This is a genomic window from Clostridium massiliamazoniense, from assembly GCF_001403635.1.
GTDB lineage: Bacteria > Bacillota > Clostridia > Clostridiales > Clostridiaceae > Sarcina > Sarcina massiliamazoniense.
The window spans coordinates 1046500-1063874 of record NZ_LN879468.1 but is presented as its reverse complement, the minus strand read 5'-3'; the positions used below and the strand labels follow the sequence as shown (position 1 = coordinate 1063874).

General features: G+C 29.8%; 15 protein-coding genes. All 15 read left to right on the top strand.

The genetic code is table 11. The features are described from left to right. Position 1 precedes the first annotated feature (1 nt). The 15 genes from ruvB to aspS all read left to right on the top strand — a co-directional run bounded on the left by ruvB (position 2) and on the right by aspS (position 17263). Positions 2-1045 (top strand): Holliday junction branch migration DNA helicase RuvB, encoded by a 1044-nt coding sequence (ruvB, locus tag ARA19_RS11935; protein ID WP_055071193.1) that lies wholly within the window; start codon positions 2-4, stop codon positions 1043-1045. A 21-nt stretch (positions 1046-1066) separates the two neighbouring features. Next, positions 1067-2092 (top strand): tRNA preQ1(34) S-adenosylmethionine ribosyltransferase-isomerase QueA, encoded by a 1026-nt coding sequence (gene queA / locus ARA19_RS11930; protein WP_055071192.1) that lies wholly within the window; start codon positions 1067-1069, stop codon positions 2090-2092. Between the two features lie 48 nt (positions 2093-2140). Continuing rightward, complete coding sequence (gene tgt / locus ARA19_RS11925; RefSeq protein WP_055071191.1) at positions 2141-3280, top strand: tRNA guanosine(34) transglycosylase Tgt; 1140 nt, start codon at positions 2141-2143, stop codon at positions 3278-3280. 41 nt (positions 3281-3321) lie between these two features. Continuing rightward, positions 3322-3615, top strand: coding sequence for a preprotein translocase subunit YajC (gene yajC / locus ARA19_RS11920; RefSeq protein WP_055071190.1), 294 nt, complete (start codon positions 3322-3324; stop codon positions 3613-3615). A gap of 238 nt (positions 3616-3853) precedes the next feature. Then, positions 3854-4003 (top strand): six-cysteine ranthipeptide SCIFF, encoded by a 150-nt coding sequence (gene scfA, locus ARA19_RS11915; RefSeq protein WP_055071189.1) that lies wholly within the window; start codon positions 3854-3856, stop codon positions 4001-4003. Positions 4004-4121: 118 nt separating this feature from the next. Beyond that, positions 4122-5507, top strand: coding sequence for a thioether cross-link-forming SCIFF peptide maturase (gene scfB / locus ARA19_RS11910; RefSeq protein ID WP_055071188.1), 1386 nt, complete (start codon positions 4122-4124; stop codon positions 5505-5507). Positions 5508-5606: 99 nt separating this feature from the next. Then, entirely contained in the window at positions 5607-7748 is a 2142-nt protein-coding gene (locus ARA19_RS11905) for a protein translocase subunit SecDF (RefSeq protein ID WP_055071187.1), read from the top strand. Between the two features lie 140 nt (positions 7749-7888). Next, on the top strand, positions 7889-8743 hold the full coding sequence (locus tag ARA19_RS11900) for a DHH family phosphoesterase (RefSeq protein ID WP_055071186.1): 855 nt from the start codon (positions 7889-7891) through the stop codon (positions 8741-8743). Positions 8744-8781: 38 nt separating this feature from the next. Then, a complete protein-coding gene (locus tag ARA19_RS11895; protein ID WP_055071185.1) occupies positions 8782-9300 on the top strand; it encodes an adenine phosphoribosyltransferase in 519 nt (172 codons plus the stop codon). A gap of 109 nt (positions 9301-9409) precedes the next feature. Then, positions 9410-11599 carry a RelA/SpoT family protein gene (locus ARA19_RS11890; RefSeq protein WP_055071184.1) on the top strand — a complete coding sequence of 730 codons (2190 nt, stop codon included), beginning with the start codon at positions 9410-9412 and terminating at the stop codon, positions 11597-11599. A gap of 36 nt (positions 11600-11635) precedes the next feature. Continuing rightward, positions 11636-12085 (top strand): D-aminoacyl-tRNA deacylase, encoded by a 450-nt coding sequence (gene dtd, locus ARA19_RS11885; protein WP_055071183.1) that lies wholly within the window; start codon positions 11636-11638, stop codon positions 12083-12085. Positions 12086-12098: 13 nt separating this feature from the next. Then, complete coding sequence (locus ARA19_RS11880; RefSeq protein WP_055071182.1) at positions 12099-12716, top strand: MBL fold metallo-hydrolase; 618 nt, start codon at positions 12099-12101, stop codon at positions 12714-12716. Beyond that, positions 12706-14148 (top strand): coproporphyrinogen III oxidase, encoded by a 1443-nt coding sequence (locus ARA19_RS11875; protein WP_055071181.1) that lies wholly within the window; start codon positions 12706-12708, stop codon positions 14146-14148. The genes ARA19_RS11880 and ARA19_RS11875 overlap by 11 nt, the downstream gene beginning before the upstream one ends. 51 nt (positions 14149-14199) lie before the next feature. Then, a complete protein-coding gene (gene hisS / locus ARA19_RS11870) occupies positions 14200-15453 on the top strand; it encodes a histidine--tRNA ligase (protein WP_055071180.1) in 1254 nt (417 codons plus the stop codon). A gap of 13 nt (positions 15454-15466) precedes the next feature. Continuing rightward, positions 15467-17263: an aspartate--tRNA ligase gene (gene aspS / locus ARA19_RS11865; RefSeq protein ID WP_055071179.1), complete on the top strand. Its 1797-nt coding sequence runs from the start codon at positions 15467-15469 to the stop codon at positions 17261-17263. The last annotated feature ends 112 nt before the right edge of the window (positions 17264-17375 follow it).

Below are 17375 nucleotides of genomic sequence, written 5' to 3'. Positions count from 1 at the left end.
TATGGATAACAGAATAGTTACTTCTACAGAAACTGAGCTTGACTTAAATAATGAATATAGTTTGAGACCAGAAAAAATAAATGAATATATAGGTCAAGAAAAGGTTAAGGAAAGACTTAATATTTTCATAAAAGCAGCTCAAAATAGAGGGGAAGCTTTAGATCATGTTATTTTATATGGACCTCCTGGACTTGGAAAAACTACTCTTGCTAATATTATAGCTAATGAGATGGGGGGAAACTTAAAAATAACTTCAGGACCAGCTATTGAAAGAGCTGGGGATTTAGCAGCAATATTAACAACATTAAATGATAATGATGTTTTATTTATAGATGAAATTCATAGATTAAATAGATCAGTGGAAGAAATATTATACCCAGCTATGGAAGACTATGTTTTAGATATAATCATAGGAAAAGGTGCTTCAAGTAAGTCTATAAGATTAGATTTACCTAAGTTTACTTTAATAGGAGCTACTACTAGAATAGGAATGTTAAGTGCGCCTTTAAGAGATAGATTTGGTGTTCTTTGTTCTATGGAGTATTATACTCACGAGGAGTTAACAGAAATTATAATTAGAAGTGCTCATATATTAGGTTGTGGAATTAGTTACAATGGAGCTTTAGAAATAGCTAGAAGGTCAAGAGGAACTCCTAGAATAGCCAATAGATTATTAAAGAGAGTAAGAGATTATGCAGAGGTACTCTGCAATAATGAAATTAATGAAGAAGCTGCAAAAAAAGCTCTAGAACTTTTAGATGTAGATAAAGAAGGCTTTGATAGAGTAGATAATAATATACTTGGAGCAATTATAGATAACTTTAATGGAGGACCTGTGGGAATTGAAACTCTTTCTTATTTTATAGGAGAAGAATTAGATACCATTGAGGATGTTTATGAGCCTTATTTACTACAAAAAGGCTTTATAATAAGAACTCCAAGAGGAAGAATGGCAACTGAAAAGGCCTATAAACATTTAAATAGAAGTTTTGGAAAAGACAAAAAAGTAGGGAATGCAGCCCAATGTACTTTATTTGAAGATTAAATTTAGAGAAGGTGTGTACTTATGAAAGTTAAAGATTTTTATTTTGATTTACCAGAAGAACTTATAGCTCAGCATCCATTAGAAAAAAGAGATAGTTCAAAGCTTATGGTTGTGAATAGAGAAACAGGAAATATTGAGCATAAGCATTTTCATGATATATTAGGTTATTTAAAAAAAGGAGATACTTTAGTATTAAACAACACTAGAGTATTACCAGCAAGATTAATTGGAGAAAAGTCAGAAACAGGTGGTAAAATAGAGTTTTTATTACTTAAAAGACTTTCAGGAGATAAATGGGAATGTTTAGCGAAACCAGGTAAAAGAGCTAGAATAGGAACAGAATTTACTTTTGGGGATGGTAAACTTAAAGCTGTAGTAACAGCTATAGGTGAAGAAGGAAATAGAGAAATTGAATTTAAATATGATGGTATATTTGAACAAGTTTTAGATGAACTAGGACAAATGCCACTTCCACCTTATATCCATGAGAAGTTAGAAGATAAAGAAAGATACCAAACTGTATACTCTAAAGAAAAAGGTTCTGCAGCAGCTCCAACAGCAGGGTTACATTTTACTAAAGAGTTATTAGAAGAAATAAAGGCAATGGGTGTAAATATAGCTTATTTAACTTTACATGTAGGTCTTGGAACTTTCAGACCTGTTAAGGTTGATGATATAAATGAACATGTAATGCATTCTGAGTACTATCAATTGGATGCAGAGAATGCTGAAATTATAAATAACACAAAAAAGAATGGTGGAAGAATAATTTCAGTAGGAACAACATCAACTAGAACTCTTGAAACTATAGGTGATGAAAATGGAATGGTAAGAGAGTGTAGTGGATGGACAAATATTTTCATATACCCAGGTTATAAGTGGAAAGTTGTTGATAACTTAATAACAAATTTCCATCTACCAGAATCTACTTTAATAATGTTAGTATCTTCTTTAGCAGGAAAAGAGCTTACTATGAAGGCTTATGAAACTGCTGTTGAAAATAGATATAGATTCTTCTCCTTTGGAGATTCAATGTTTATAGAATAATATTATAACTAGAATATAGTTACTAGAAGAAAAGGAAGTGAATTTAAGTTGTCAAAAAATTATACTTTATTAAAAAAAGATGGTAAAGCGAGAAGAGGAGAGTTTAGAACAGTTCATGGAACTATTCAAACTCCTGTATTCATGAATGTTGGAACTTTAGCAGCTATAAAAGGTGCTGTTTCATCAATGGATTTAAAAGAAATAGGATGTCAAGTAGAGTTATCAAACACTTATCACTTACACTTAAGACCAAGTGATGAAGTGGTTAGAAAAATGGGTGGTTTACATAAATTTATGAATTGGGATAGACCTATTCTTACAGATTCAGGTGGATTCCAAGTGTTCTCATTATCAGGTATGAGAAAAATAAAAGAAGAAGGTGTATACTTTAACTCTCATATAGATGGAAAGAAAATATTCATGGGACCAGAAGAAAGTATGCAAATTCAAAGTAATTTAGGTTCTACAATAGCTATGGCATTTGATGAATGTATAGAAAATCCAGCTCCAAGAGACTATGTTGAGAAATCAGTAGAAAGAACTACTAGATGGCTTAAGAGATGTAAAACTGAAATGGATAGATTAAATTCATTAGATGATACTGTTAATAAAAATCAAATGTTATTTGGAATAAACCAAGGTGGAGTTTACGAGGATATAAGAATAGCCCATGCTAAAGAAATAAGAGAATTAGATTTAGATGGTTATGCAATTGGAGGTCTTGCAGTAGGTGAAAGTCATGAAGATATGTATAGAGTTATAGATGCTGTTGTACCTCATCTTCCAGAAGATAAACCAATTTATTTAATGGGTGTTGGAACACCTGAAAATATACTAGAAGCAGTTGAAAGAGGAGTAGACTTCTTTGATTGTGTTCTTCCTGCTAGAAATGGTAGACATGGACACTTATTCACATCAGAAGGAAAAATGAATCTATTCAATGCTAAGTATGAATTAGATGAAAGACCAATAGATGAAAATTGTCAATGTCCAGCTTGTAAGAACTATACAAGAGCATATATAAGACATTTATTTAAAGCAAAAGAAATGCTGGCTATGAGATTATCAGTTCTTCATAATTTATACTTCTATAATAAACTTATGGAAGAAATAAGAGAAGCTATAGATAATGATTGTTATGCAGAATTTAAAGCTAAAAAACTTGAAGCTTGGTCAAAGAAAAAATAATCTTGCTTAGTTAACAAATAATATTTTAGGAGGTTGCATAAATGAATATTTTAGAATTAATTTATGCTTTTGTTCCATTCATTTTTATAATCGCTATCTTTTGGTTTATGCTTGTTAGACCAGAAAAGAAGAGACAAAAGGTTTACTCTGCAATGATACAAGAACTTAAAGTTAATGATAAAATCATAACTAAGGGTGGAATCATTGGAATAATTATTAAAATAAATGGTGAAGAATTAGTAATAGAATCAGAAAGAACTAAATTAAAAATCATGAGAAAAGCAGTTAGTTCAAAATTAGAAAAAGGCGAAAAGTTAGAAGATAAGTTATTATAATTTAAAACTTGCTTTCAGCTTATTATTGCCTAAATAAGCATTTATCCATAGGGGTTGTATCATAGGGTTTAGATACAATCCCTATAGTTTTAAGGCGATTATAGAATGGAAAAATAAAGAATGGTAATTTAAGTAATAATTTTATTAAAAATATCTTTATTGCGAAATACTTCTTTAAAATTTGATAATAGTGTGATAAAATTATTTCTGAATTGTTTATGGATGGAGGAAGAGATTAATGAAGCATATAAAGACAGTAAACAAATCAAATTTAAAAAAGAACATAGGTACAGCTACATGTAAAGAATGTCACAACTCATGTCAATCAGCATGTAAAACTTCAGCTACAGTAGCAAACTTACCTTGTGAAATCGAACAAGACAAGTAATAGTAAACCAAAAAGTGGCAGCAATCTTTAGGTTGCTGCCATAATTACAGCTTAAAAATAATTTAGGTCTGAATATATTGATTTTAATTATATGCAAAGAAGAGAGAGGAGCTTAAGAATGTCATTAATACACAAATTTGAACAAGACGGACAGTATTATGTAATAGATGTTAACTCAGGAAGTTTTCATTTAGTAGATGAACTTATATATGATATGTTATTAGATGATAACAAATTACCTAAAGTAGAAGAAATAATAGCTTCATTAGAGGGAAAATATAGTAATGAAGATATAAAAGAAGCTTATGAAGATTTAGTTTATTTAACTAATGAGGGAGATTTATATTCAGAGGATATCTTTGAAGAGCATGCAGCAATTGCTGATAATACAGAATCACATATAAAAGCATTATGCTTAAATATAGTACATGACTGTAACTTAAGATGTTCATATTGTTTTGCTGATAAAGGAGAATATCATGGCTGTAGAAAACCGATGGACTTTGAAACAGCTAAAAAAGCAATAGATTTTGTTATAGCAAATTCAGGAAATTCAAGAAATGTAGAAGTAGACTTATTTGGTGGTGAACCAATGATGGTTTATGACTTAGTTAAACAAATAGTTGACTATGGTCATGAAGTTGGACCAAAACATGGTAAAAACATTAGATTTACTATGACTACTAATGCAACTTTATTAAATGATGAAAAAATAGAATATTTAAATAAAAATATGGAAAATGTAATATTATCTATTGATGGAAGAAAAGAAGTTAATGATAAAATAAGAATTAGAATTGATGGAACAGGAAGCTACGATAGAATATTACCAAACATCAAAAACTTAGTTGATAGAAGAGATAAGAAGAATAAAAGATATTATGCAAGAGGTACATTTACTAGAGAAAACACAGACTTCTTCAAAGATATAATGCACTTAGTAAATGAAGGATTCGATGAAGTATCAATAGAACCAGTTGTACTTCCAGATGATCATCCACTTTCATTAAGAGAAGAAGATTTACCACAAATATTTGCTCAATATGATGAGTTATACAAAGAAATGTTAAGAAGAGCAAAAGAAAATGATAGACAATTTAAGTTCTACCACTTCAATATAGACTTAAATGGTGGACCTTGTGTTTATAAGAGAATAGCTGGATGTGGAGCAGGACATGAATATGTAGCTATAACACCAGATGGAGATATTTATCCTTGTCACCAATTTGTTGGAGATGAAAGTTTCATAATAGGAAATGTTGAAGATGGAATAACTAAAAAACAAATGTCAAATGACTTCAAAAAAGCTCATATTTACAACAAACCAAAATGTAGAGAATGTTGGGCAAGATTCTACTGTAGTGGTGGATGTCAAGCAAATAACTTCCACTTCAATAAAGACATACATGTACCATATGAAGTAGGATGTAAAATGCAAATGAAGAGAATTGAATGTGCTATAGCATTAAAAACTCAAAAGGATTTATTAAAAGAGGGCAACTAAAATGAAAATATACTTTTAAAATATTATGGTATATATTGCTATAAGAAATTAAAAGGTTTATAATTCAAAGTATGAATAGATTTACAGAGAGGGAAGAAAATGAGAAAAAAAGGAAAAAAAACCCAAAGTAAAGGATCGAGTATTGTTCTTTTTTTAATTGCTATTATAGTAATTGGATTTTTTGCATTAGCTGGATTTAAAGGTATTACAATTGGTAATTATCAATTTAAACCTTTCACTCAGGTAATAACAAAAGGACTTGATCTTCAAGGTGGAGTTTCCGTTGTTATGGAGATTCAAAAGCCAGATGTTAGTACGCAAGAGTTAAACAGAGTTAAAAACTTATTAGCTTTAAGGGTTAATAAGGTTGGAGTTGCAGAAACTGTTGTTACTACTGAAGGTAATAATAAAATTAGAATCGACATACCAGGTAAGTATGATTCTAGTAATATAGTAAATACATTATCACAAACTGGAAACCTAGATTTCAAAGCACCAGATGGTAGTGTAATACTAACAGGAAAAGATGTTGAAAAGGCAACTGCTTATATTCAACAAGAGAATGGTCAGGCAGTAGTTGGATTAAAATTCAATGATGCTGGAAAAGAAGCTTTTGCGGAAGCAACTAAAAAGTATGTTGGTCAAAATATTACAATTCAAATGGATGGAGAAACTTTAACAAATCCTACAGTACAAACACCTATTTTAAATGGTGAAGCTACTATAACAGGAATGTCATCTCTTAAAGAGGCTGAAAGAATTGCAGGAATAATTAATGCAGGAGCTCTTCCAGTACCAGTTAAAGAAGTATCTGTTGAAACTATAGGAGCACAACTTGGAGCAAATGCACTTCCAGATGCAATGAAGGCAGGAGCTATTGGATTAGCTATAATATTCTTATTCTTAATACTTTATTATAGAGTTCCAGGAGTTGCAGCAAGTATAGCATTAGTTGGATATGTATTATTAGTACTTTATACATTTATTGCAGCGAAGGTAACATTGACCCTTCCAGGTATAGCAGCATTCCTATTGACCGTTGGTATGGCAGTAGACTCTAATGTTCTGATATTTGAAAGGACAAAGGAAGAACTAAGACAAGGTAGAACAGTTAAAGCGGCTATAAAATCAGGATTTAGTAATGCAATGTCTTCAATTATAGATTCAAACATTACAACTATAATAGCTGGTTTAGTTTTATACTTCTTAGGTTCAGGAGAAGTAAAAGGTTTTGCTGTAACATTGTTAATTGGTATAATAATGAGTTTATTTACATCAATAGTTATGACAAGATTCTTTATGAATATGTTCTTCGGTATGGGATTATTAAATAAACCATCTTTATTTGGTGTAAATGTAAATAAGGTAAAAGAAAGAAAAACTTTCAAAATTGTTGATAAAGCAAAAATAACATTTACTATTTCATTAATAATCATAATAATCGGTCTTGGATTCATGTTTACTAAAGGCTTAAACTTTGGTATAGATTTTAGAGGTGGTACACAAATCACTGTAAATATGGAGAATCCAAACTATGATAAAGCAAAAGCTGATAGCATAGTTCATAAAATAGCACCAAATGCTATTACAACAACAGTAAATAATGATGATTATCAAATAAAGGCTAGTAACTTAGATACAACTAAAATAAAAGAAATTGTATCATCACTAGAAAAAGAATTTAACCTTAAGGAAAATTCTTTAGTATCTGAAAATCAAATAGGAGCATCTATAGGTAAGGAACTTACCCAAAATTCTATAATAGCTTTACTAGTTGCCTTAGCTTGTGTTCTAATCTATGTAATAATAAGATTTGAAACAAACTTTGGAATAGCAGCTATAATAGCATTAATACACGATGTTTTAATTACTGTTACAGTATTTGCAGTATTTAGATTACCAGTAAACTCACCATTTATAGCAGCTATCTTAACTATAGTTGGATACTCTATAATGGATACTATAGTTATATTCGATAGAATAAGACATAATAGAAAGAATATGGGTGCATCAACTCCTAAGGAAATTGCAAACAAGAGTATATCTCAAACTTTAACAAGATCTATAAATACAACATTTACTACTTTAGTAACAATAACTTGTGTTTATATCTTTGTTCCAAATGTAAGAGATTTTGCATTCCCACTAATGGTTGGTATAGCATGTGGAGCTTATTCTTCAATATTTATTGCAAGCCCTGTTTGGTGTTTGTTAAATAAAATAGGGAAAAAGAAAAAATAGTTATTTTTAGGCATAGTAGGAGATAAGAAATTATCTTTTACTATGCCATTTTTTTTATTAAGGAAAAATATTTGTCAAATGGGGTATTTTAAATTATAATAGTATGTGTTTTCTTTTTGAAATTATGGAGGAGTTTAATTATGCATAAGGTTTGGGAAAGTATATATTCCCCCAATTATATATCGGGCTATAACCCTTTTAACATAAGAAATATGAATAAAGCCATTAGTAGATTAGTAAAAGCTATAAATAATAGAGAAAAAATAGTTATTTATGGTGGTTATGATGTTGATTGCATTTGTGGCATATCATCACTTTTACTAATTTTAAAGTATTTAAATGCAGATGTAGAGTATTGTATCGCTAAAAAAGAAAATCACAGTTATGATTTAGATGAGGATATTATTAAAAATCAAATTGCATTTTTAGGAGCGGGGCTTTTAATAACTGTTGGTTCTGGGTTAAAGGATAAAGAAGTCGAGAAATTTTGTAGGGAATGTAACATAGATTTAATAGTAACTGAAAATAAGAGGAAAAAATCAGTATATGATGTCATATATATAAACCCAAGTGAAGAGAAATCTCTTTACAGATATAAGGATATAAGCCAAAGTGGCGTAACCTTCAAACTTATGCAAGCTATAGCAATTTATTATAATATGAAAAGTATAAATAGGTATTTAGACTTAATTTTAGTAGGTGGATTAGCCGCAGGAATTAGAGATGTAGGCGAAAATAAAATAATTCTAAAAGAAGGAATGAACTATTTAGATACTACTAACAACGTAGGATTAAGAGCTATAAAGGACCTTCATAACATAGATTCAATAAGCAATGAAAATATAAAAAAAATAATAGATACCATTACCCCGAGGGATAGCGCTGTTTGTAGAAAAGACAATGCAAAGATAATTGTTGAGCTGTTAACTACAGATGATGAGGATAGGGCTGAGCAGATAACTAAGTATTTGCATAATGAAAATTTAAGGTTATAAATTAAATTTAAATAGATTTTTATTTTGGAGGAATCAAAATGGATTTTAAAGAAAAAATAAGAGTGATAGAAGATTTTCCTAAAGAGGGAATAAGCTTTAAGGATATTACTACTTTAATTGCAGATGGAGAAGCTTTAAAGGAATCAATTGATGAAATGGCAAAATTCTTTAAAGATAAAAATGTAGATGTAGTAGTTGGACCAGAAGCTAGAGGTTTTATTTTTGGAGTTCCAGTTGCCTATGCATTAGGTGCAGGATTTGTACCTGTAAGAAAGCCAGGAAAATTACCAGCTGATACTGTCAAAGTTGAATATGATTTAGAATATGGAAAAGACTGTCTAGAAATTCATAAAGATGCTATAAAAAAAGGTGCAAGAGTTGCTATAGTAGATGATCTATTAGCTACAGGTGGAACAATAGGAGCTGTTGCAAAGCTTATTGAAGCTGTAGGTGGAGAAGTTGTAGGTATGGCTTTTGCTATAGAGCTTAAGGGCTTAGAGGGAAGAAATAAAATAGGAAACTATGATATTAAATCTTTAGTTGATTATGAGTTTTAATATTATTGAAATAGAAATTGAAATATAATATAATATTAACTATACTAAGGCTGGTTTTAACTAACCAGCTTTTATTTTAATTGAATTTATTAATAAGGAGGAGACATTAATGCTAGATAGTTTAATTGAAAAAATAGAGGCTAATGTAAAAGGTGCTGATATAGAGTTAATAAAAAAAGCATATAATTTTGCCTTTGAAGCACATAAGGAGCAGAAAAGAGAGTCTGGAGAACCTTATATAATGCATCCGGTTAATGTTGCTATGATATTAAGTGAACTAGGCATGGATAGCAATACTATAATAGCAGGTCTTCTTCACGATGTTATAGAGGATACACATTATAGTTATGATGATGTGTCAAAGGAGTTTAATAAGGAAGTTGCTAATCTTGTTGATGGAGTAACAAAACTTGGAAAAATAAAATATAAAAGTAAAGAAGAACAACAAGCAGATAATGTAAGAAAAATGCTTTTAGCCATGGCTAAGGATATTAGAGTAATAATAATAAAATTAGCTGATAGACTACATAACATGAGAACTCTAAAGTTTATGCCAGCTAATAAACAAAAATCAAAAGCTCAAGAAACTTTAGATATATTTGCCCCTTTAGCTAATAGATTGGGGATGTCAAAAATAAAGTGGGAGCTTGAAGATTTATGCTTAAGATATCTACATCCAGATGATTATTATGACTTAGTTCATCAAATAGCAGAGAAGAGAGTAGAGAGAGAAGAGTATATAGCAAAAATAATAGATCAATTAAATGAAAATTTAGCTAAAGCTAATATAGAGTGTGATATAGAAGGTAGACCTAAACATTTTTATAGTATATATAGAAAGATGGTAAATAAAAATAAGAGTTTAGAACAAATTTTTGATTTAACAGCAGTTAGAATACTTGTTAATACAGTAAAAGACTGTTATGCAGTTCTAGGTATTGTTCATACAATCTATAAGCCTATTCCAGGTAGATTTAAAGATTATATTGCTATGCCAAAACCAAATATGTATCAATCACTTCATACCACTGTAATTGGAAAAGAGGGAAAAACTTTTGAAATTCAAATAAGAACTTTTGAAATGCATAAAACTGCTGAGTACGGTATTGCGGCTCACTGGAAGTATAAAGAAGGTAATAATTCTACAGATAACAAAGATGTTTCTTTGGAAAATAAATTAGGGTGGTTAAATGAAATCTTAGAGTGGCAAAATGAAGCTTCTGATGCAGAAGAATTTATGGAAGGCTTCAAAATGGATTTATTTTCTGATGAAATATTTATATTTACTCCAAAAGGGGTTGTTATAAATTTACCAGCAGGAGCCACACCAATAGATTTTGCTTATAGAATTCATACAGATGTAGGAAATAGATGTGTAGGAGCAAAGGTTAATGGAAAAATTATATCTTTAGATCAACCATTGAAAACAGGGCAAATAGTAGAAATATTAACATCAGCTAATTCTAAAGGCCCTAATATAGCTTGGTTAAATTTTGCAAAGAGTAATCAAGCAAGAAGTAAAATAAAACAATGGTTTAAAAAGATTAAAAAAGAAGAAAATATTGAAAAGGGCAAGGACCTTATAGAAAAAGAATGTAAGAAGCAGTCCATTACTTTTGCAGATATAGCAAAAGGCGAAAAGTATGATAAGTTTGTTAAAAGATATAATTTGAACACAATAGAGGATATTTATGCAGCTGTAGGAACAGGTATGATATCAGCTTCTATGACTATAAATAAGCTTAGAGATGAAGTAGTATCAGTACAGACAAATGAAAAAATTCAAAGTGAAATAAATGATAAAATTAAAAATCAAAAGAATAACAACAATAAAAAGAAGCAATATGGTAGTTCAAGTGTTCAGGTAGAAGGTGTGGGAAATCTAATGGTTAGATTTGCTAAGTGCTGTAACCCTGTTCCTGGAGATGAAATTGTTGGCTATGTTACAAAAGGAAGAGGCGTATCAGTACATAGAAAAGATTGTAATAACTTTAATAATATCATAGCTACTAAAAATGAAAAAGTTGTTAATGTTTCATGGTTAGATGGCTTTGATGGAGATTTTATTGTTGAACTTGAGGTTAAAGCTGAAGATAGACTAGGATATTTATCAGACTTAATGATGGCTTTAACTGATGCAAAGGTTAATTTAACAAGTTTAAATGCTAAAGCCGGTAAAGAAAATACAGCTAATGTTAATATAAAAGTTAAAATAGATAGTATAGATAAGTTAAAATTATTAATAAAGAAAATTAAACAAATTAAAGGCACATTTGATGTATATAGAGTAAAGAATTAAGATATATGAGAGAGTAATATGAAGGGAGGGATAACTTTGAGAGCTGTTGTTCAAAGAGTTTCATCTTCAAGTGTTAAAGTTAATGGAGAGGTAGTTGGAGCAATTAATAAGGGATTTAATGTTCTAATTGGAATTAGTAAGGATGATACCATAGAAGACCTTAAATATATAAAAGATAAAATTATGAATTTAAGAGTTTTTGAAGATGAGGATGAAAAGCTTAATTTATCAATAAAGGATGTCTCAGGAGAACTTTTAATAATTTCTCAATTCACCCTTTATGGAGATTGTAGAAAAGGTAGAAGACCAAATTTCATGGAGGCTTTAGGTGGAGATGAGGCTAAAAAGCTTTATGAGGAATTTTTAAAGCTTTTTGAAGATGAAGATATAAAAGTAGAAACTGGGATTTTCGGAGCAGATATGAAGGTATCTATAGAAAATGATGGACCAGTAACATTACTATTAGAAAGTAAAAAGAATTTTTAAAGGATGTGATTAAATGATTATAAAAGCTATAGCTATAGGAGCATATGAATCAAATACTTATTTAGTTATGGATGAGGAAACAAAAGACGGATTTATAGTAGATAATGGTGGAGAAGTTCATAAAGTAATTGCTGCTATTAAAGACATGTCAATGAATCCAAGAGCTATATTATTAACCCATGGACATTTTGACCATGTTTCAGGTGTTGATGAATTAAGAAGCATCTTAAAAGTTCCTGTTTATATGCATAAAAATGATTGGGATATGATAGAAAGTAAGGTTGAAATATTTGGGAAGATGAGTAAACCAGAATTTTTCGTAGATGAAAATTCAAAGATAGCAATAGGAAATAAGGTTGTAGAAGTTATAGAAACTCCAGGTCATACTCCAGGTGGAATATGTTTCTTAGTTGATGGACATTTAATTACAGGTGATACTTTATTTAAAGGAACTATAGGGAGAAGTGACTTTGAAGGTGGAGATGGACCACTTTTAATTGCGTCAGTGAAAAATAAGCTTGGTGTTTTAGATGAGAGTACAATGGTTTATCCAGGACACGGACCAAGTACTACTATAGGTCTTGAAAAAATGACAAACCCATATATGGTAGGAGCAAATCATGTATATTAACATAGGATTAAATAATTTAGATTATAGATATGACGTTTATCAGATGTTTAATATTTTTTATACATTTGAAGAAATTAAATTTAATGAAAATGATAAGTTAACCTTTGATGTAAATATAAGTGAAGATTACTTAAAAATATCAGAGGATGGAAAAGAATATACTTATGAAATAAATAAAGAGAAAAATTTTAAGGAAGAACTTAAAAAAGGAATATTTATATATTTAACAGATAAATTGAAAGACTTTTACCCTTGGGGAACCTTAGTAGGAATAAGACCAAGTAAAATAGCTCTTAAGCTTTTAAACGAAGGTAAGAGTGAGGAAGAAGTAATAAAATATTTTGATGATAAATATAAAGCTAGCAAAGAAAAAGCTGAATTATGTATGGAAGTTGCAAGAAGAGAAAATCAATATGTAAATAGAGATGAAAAAAACATTGCTATTTATGTAGGAATGCCTTTCTGTCCAACTAGATGTACTTATTGTTCTTTTGCAGCAAATCCAATAGGAGCATTTAAAAATGCTGTAGAGGATTATTTAGATGCCTTAGATAAGGAAATAGAAGCAATTAAAAAATATGTAAAGGAAAAATCCTTAACCATAGAAACAGTTTACTTTGGAGGTGGTACACCTACAGCAGTAAATAATGAACAGTTTGAAAGAGTTATGAATCACATCCATAGTAGTTTTGTTAAGGATAATAATATTAAGGAATTTACAGTTGAATGTGGAAGACCAGATTCAATAACTGAAGAAAAACTTTTATCTATGAAAAGATATGGAGTTTCTAGGATTTCAATAAATCCACAAACTATGAATGATGAAGTTCTTTTATCTATTGGTAGAGGGCATTTAAGTCAAGATGTAATTGATAAATTTAATTTGGCAAGAAAGCTAGAATTTGATAACATAAATATGGATATTATAATAGGTTTACCAAATGAAGGTGTAGACTCTGTAAAGAAAACTGTAGAAGAAATAAAAAAATTAAATCCAGACAGTTTAACTGTACATGGAATGTCTATAAAAAGATCATCAAAGCTACATGAAAATTTAGTTTTAAAGAAAACTGTTAAAATAGCAAAGCAAGATGAATTAAATCAAATGTACGAAATGAGTAAGACTTTAGCAAAGGATTTAAATATGAATCCATATTACATGTATAGACAAAAAAATATGGTTGGTAATATGGAGAATGTGGGATTCTCAAGAGAAGGTAAAGAGTGCCTTTATAATATGCAAATGATAGAAGATAGTCAAACTATAATAGCATTAGGAGCTGATGCAGTCTCAAAGGTTGTATACTTAAATGAAAACAAAAATAGAATCGAGAGATTTGCAAACGTAAAAGATGTAAAAGGCTATATTGATAGAATTGACGAAATGATAGAAAGAAAAATGGCACTTTTAGATACTCTCTATAGTTTATAATTTAAATTATAGAGTGGTATTTAATTAAAATTTAATATAGGAGGAATAAGAATGGCAATTCAAGCGCAAAAAGGAACAAAGGATATGTTGCCTAGTAATGCTTATAAGTGGCAATATATTGAGGATAAATTAAGAAAAATTTCAGCAGAATATGGTATTAGAGAAATAAGAACACCTATGTTTGAAGCTACAGAGCTTTTTAAAAGAGGAGTTGGTGAAACAACTGATGTTGTTCAGAAGGAAATGTATACTTTTGAAGATAAAGGTGGAAGAAGTATTACATTAAAACCAGAAGGAACAGCACCAGCTGTTAGAGCTTTTATTGAAAATAGTTTATATGCAGATGCTCAACCAACAAAAATGTTTTATTTCACACCATGCTTTAGATATGAAAGAGCTCAGAAAGGAAGACTAAGACAATTCCACCAATATGGAATTGAAGTTTTTGGATCACAAGAAGCAACTGTTGATGCAGAGGTTATTTCTTTAGTTATGAGAACTCTTGATGAATTTGGAGTTAAAGGTTTATCTTTAAATATAAATAGTTTAGGATGTCCAACTTGTAGAAAGAAATATAATGAAGCATTAAAAGAGTATCTTAAATCAAGATATGATGAATTATGTGAAACTTGTAAAACAAGATTTGAAAAAAATCCGATGAGAATCATAGATTGTAAAGAAAAAAGCTGTAAAGAAATAGTTAAGGATGTTCCCCTTATATTAGATTTTATTTGTGATGAGTGTTCAGATCACTTTGAAAAATTAAAAACTTATTTAAATGCTATGGGCATAGAATATGTTGTTGATCCTCAAATAGTTAGAGGGCTTGACTACTATAGTAAAACAGTTTTTGAAGTTATAAAAAATGGATTAACTATATGTGGTGGTGGAAGATACGACTATTTAGTAGAAGAAATTGATGGACCAAAAACTCCAGCTATGGGATTTGCTATGGGCCTTGAAAGACTTTTATTAACTCTTGAAGAAGATGGAATAGAAATAGAAGAACCAAATAGATTTGATGTTTATGTTGGTGCTATGGGTGATATGGCTAGAGTGAATGCCATGAAAGTGGTTAATGAGCTAAGAAAAATCAACGTTAAAGCTGAAATAGATCACTTAAGCAGAAGTGTTAAGGCACAAATGAAATATGCTAATAAAGTTGGAGCAGCATATACCTTTGTTATAGGGGATTCTGAAATAGAAAATAATAAAGTTGCTATAAAGAGAATGAGCGATGGAGAAATTTTTGAAGTTGAATTATCAAATATAGGTGAAATAGCAAAGGTAGTTAAAGCTAGATAGGAGGAAGTTTAAAATGAGTGAAACTTTAAATGGTTTAAAACGTTCAATGATGTGTGGACAGATTAGAGAAGAACACATAGGTAATACTGTTACTTTAATGGGATGGGTACAAAGAAATAGAAATTTAGGAGGTCTTCAATTTATAGACCTTAGAGATAGAGAAGGAATAGCTCAAATAGTATTTAGAGATACTTTAAGTGAAGAAGTTTTAGAAAAAGCTAAATCAATTAGACCAGAGTATTGTATTGCTGTAACTGGTGAAATTGTTAAGAGAGAATCTGTAAATAACAATATACCAACAGGTATGGTTGAAGTTATAGCTGATAGTGTAAAAATTTTATCAGAATCAGAAACTCCACCAATTTATATAAAAGAAGATTTAGATGCATCAGAGCAAATTAGATTAAAATATAGATATTTAGATTTAAGAAGACCTGATATGCAAAAAATATTTAAAATAAGACATAGATTAACTAAATCTATAAGAGATTATCTAGATAATAATAATTTCTTAGAAGTTGAAACTCCAATATTAACAAAATCAACTCCAGAAGGAGCTAGAGATTACTTAGTACCTTCAAGAAATTATCCAGGAATGTTTTACGCATTACCTCAATCACCACAATTATTTAAGCAATTATTAATGGTATCAGGATTTGATAGATACTTCCAAATAGTTAAATGTTTTAGAGATGAAGACTTAAGAGCAAATAGACAACCAGAATTTACTCAAGTAGATTTAGAAATGTCATTTGTTGAAATAGATGATGTTATAGCTATGAATGAAGGTTTAATAAAACATGTATTTAAAGATGTTTTAGGAGTAGATGTAAAAACTCCAATAAAGAGAATGGCATTTAAAGAAGCTATGGAGAAGTACGGTTCAGATAAGCCAGACTTAAGATTCGGAATGGAAATAACAGATTTAACTGAAGTTGTTAAGTCAGTTGATTTTAAAGTATTTAGTGATGCTATATCAAATGGTGGTTCAGTAAGAGCTCTTTGCTTAAAGGGTGGAGCTACTATGGGTAGAAAAGATATAGACAGATTAGGAGAATTTGTTAAAACATTTAAAGCTAAAGGTTTAGCATGGATTCAATTAAAAGAAGAAGGTGTTAAATCACCAATAGCTAAATTCTTAAAAGAAGAAGAAGTAGAAGCTATTAAAACTACAATGAATGCTGAAACTGGAGATTTAATATTAATAGTTGCTGATAAGAATTCAGTAGTATTCAAGAGTCTTGGAGAATTAAGATTAGAACTTTCAAGAAAGTTTGATTTAGTTAAGGATAAAAATGAATTTAACTTTACTTGGATAACAGAATTCCCATTACTTGAGTATGATGAGGAAGAAGAAAGATATACAGCAGCTCACCATCCATTCACAATGCCAATGGAAGAGGATTTAGAATTCTTAGAGAGTGATCCAGGAAGAGTAAGAGCAAAAGCTTATGACTTAGTTCTAAATGGTGAAGAGTTAGGTGGAGGTTCTATAAGAATCCATGACACTAAGCTACAAGAAAGAATGTTCTCAGCTTTAGGATTTACTAAGGAAAGTGCTTGGGAAAGATTTGGATTCTTAATGGAAGCATTCAAATTTGGACCACCTCCACACGGCGGATTAGCTTTTGGTCTTGATAGAATGGTTATGTTCATGGCTGGAACAGAAAATATTAAAGATGTAATAGCATTCCCTAAAAATCAAAATGCTTTCTGTTATTTAACAGAAGCACCTAATATAGTTGATGAAAATCAATTAGAAGAGCTTGGAATATCAATTATAAAAGAAGAAAATACTACAGAAAATTAATAATAGTGGGCTGTATCTAAGTTTTGGATTTTCGATACAGCCCTATTTTTTATATTTTTGTAAAAAATTAATATAAGCATAATTTATTTATATAACTTTGGTATAATAGGTA

Excerpts from the sequence above, each read along its gene's own strand:
- ARA19_RS11905 (WP_055071187.1), top strand. The coding sequence starts at position 5,607 with ATGAGAAAAAAAGGAAAAAAAACCCAAAGTAAAGGATCGAGTATTGTT.
- scfB (WP_055071188.1), top strand. The coding sequence starts at position 4,122 with ATGTCATTAATACACAAATTTGAACAAGACGGACAGTATTATGTAATA.
- queA (WP_055071192.1), top strand. The coding sequence starts at position 1,067 with ATGAAAGTTAAAGATTTTTATTTTGATTTACCAGAAGAACTTATAGCT.
- ARA19_RS11895 (WP_055071185.1), top strand. The coding sequence starts at position 8,782 with ATGGATTTTAAAGAAAAAATAAGAGTGATAGAAGATTTTCCTAAAGAG.
- ARA19_RS11890 (WP_055071184.1), top strand. The coding sequence starts at position 9,410 with ATGCTAGATAGTTTAATTGAAAAAATAGAGGCTAATGTAAAAGGTGCT.
- ARA19_RS11875 (WP_055071181.1), top strand. The coding sequence starts at position 12,706 with ATGTATATTAACATAGGATTAAATAATTTAGATTATAGATATGACGTT.
- ARA19_RS11880 (WP_055071182.1), top strand. The coding sequence starts at position 12,099 with ATGATTATAAAAGCTATAGCTATAGGAGCATATGAATCAAATACTTAT.
- scfA (WP_055071189.1), top strand. The coding sequence starts at position 3,854 with ATGAAGCATATAAAGACAGTAAACAAATCAAATTTAAAAAAGAACATA.
- yajC (WP_055071190.1), top strand. The coding sequence starts at position 3,322 with ATGAATATTTTAGAATTAATTTATGCTTTTGTTCCATTCATTTTTATA.
- ARA19_RS11900 (WP_055071186.1), top strand. The coding sequence starts at position 7,889 with ATGCATAAGGTTTGGGAAAGTATATATTCCCCCAATTATATATCGGGC.
- ruvB (WP_055071193.1), top strand. The coding sequence starts at position 2 with ATGGATAACAGAATAGTTACTTCTACAGAAACTGAGCTTGACTTAAAT.
- hisS (WP_055071180.1), top strand. The coding sequence starts at position 14,200 with ATGGCAATTCAAGCGCAAAAAGGAACAAAGGATATGTTGCCTAGTAAT.
- aspS (WP_055071179.1), top strand. The coding sequence starts at position 15,467 with ATGAGTGAAACTTTAAATGGTTTAAAACGTTCAATGATGTGTGGACAG.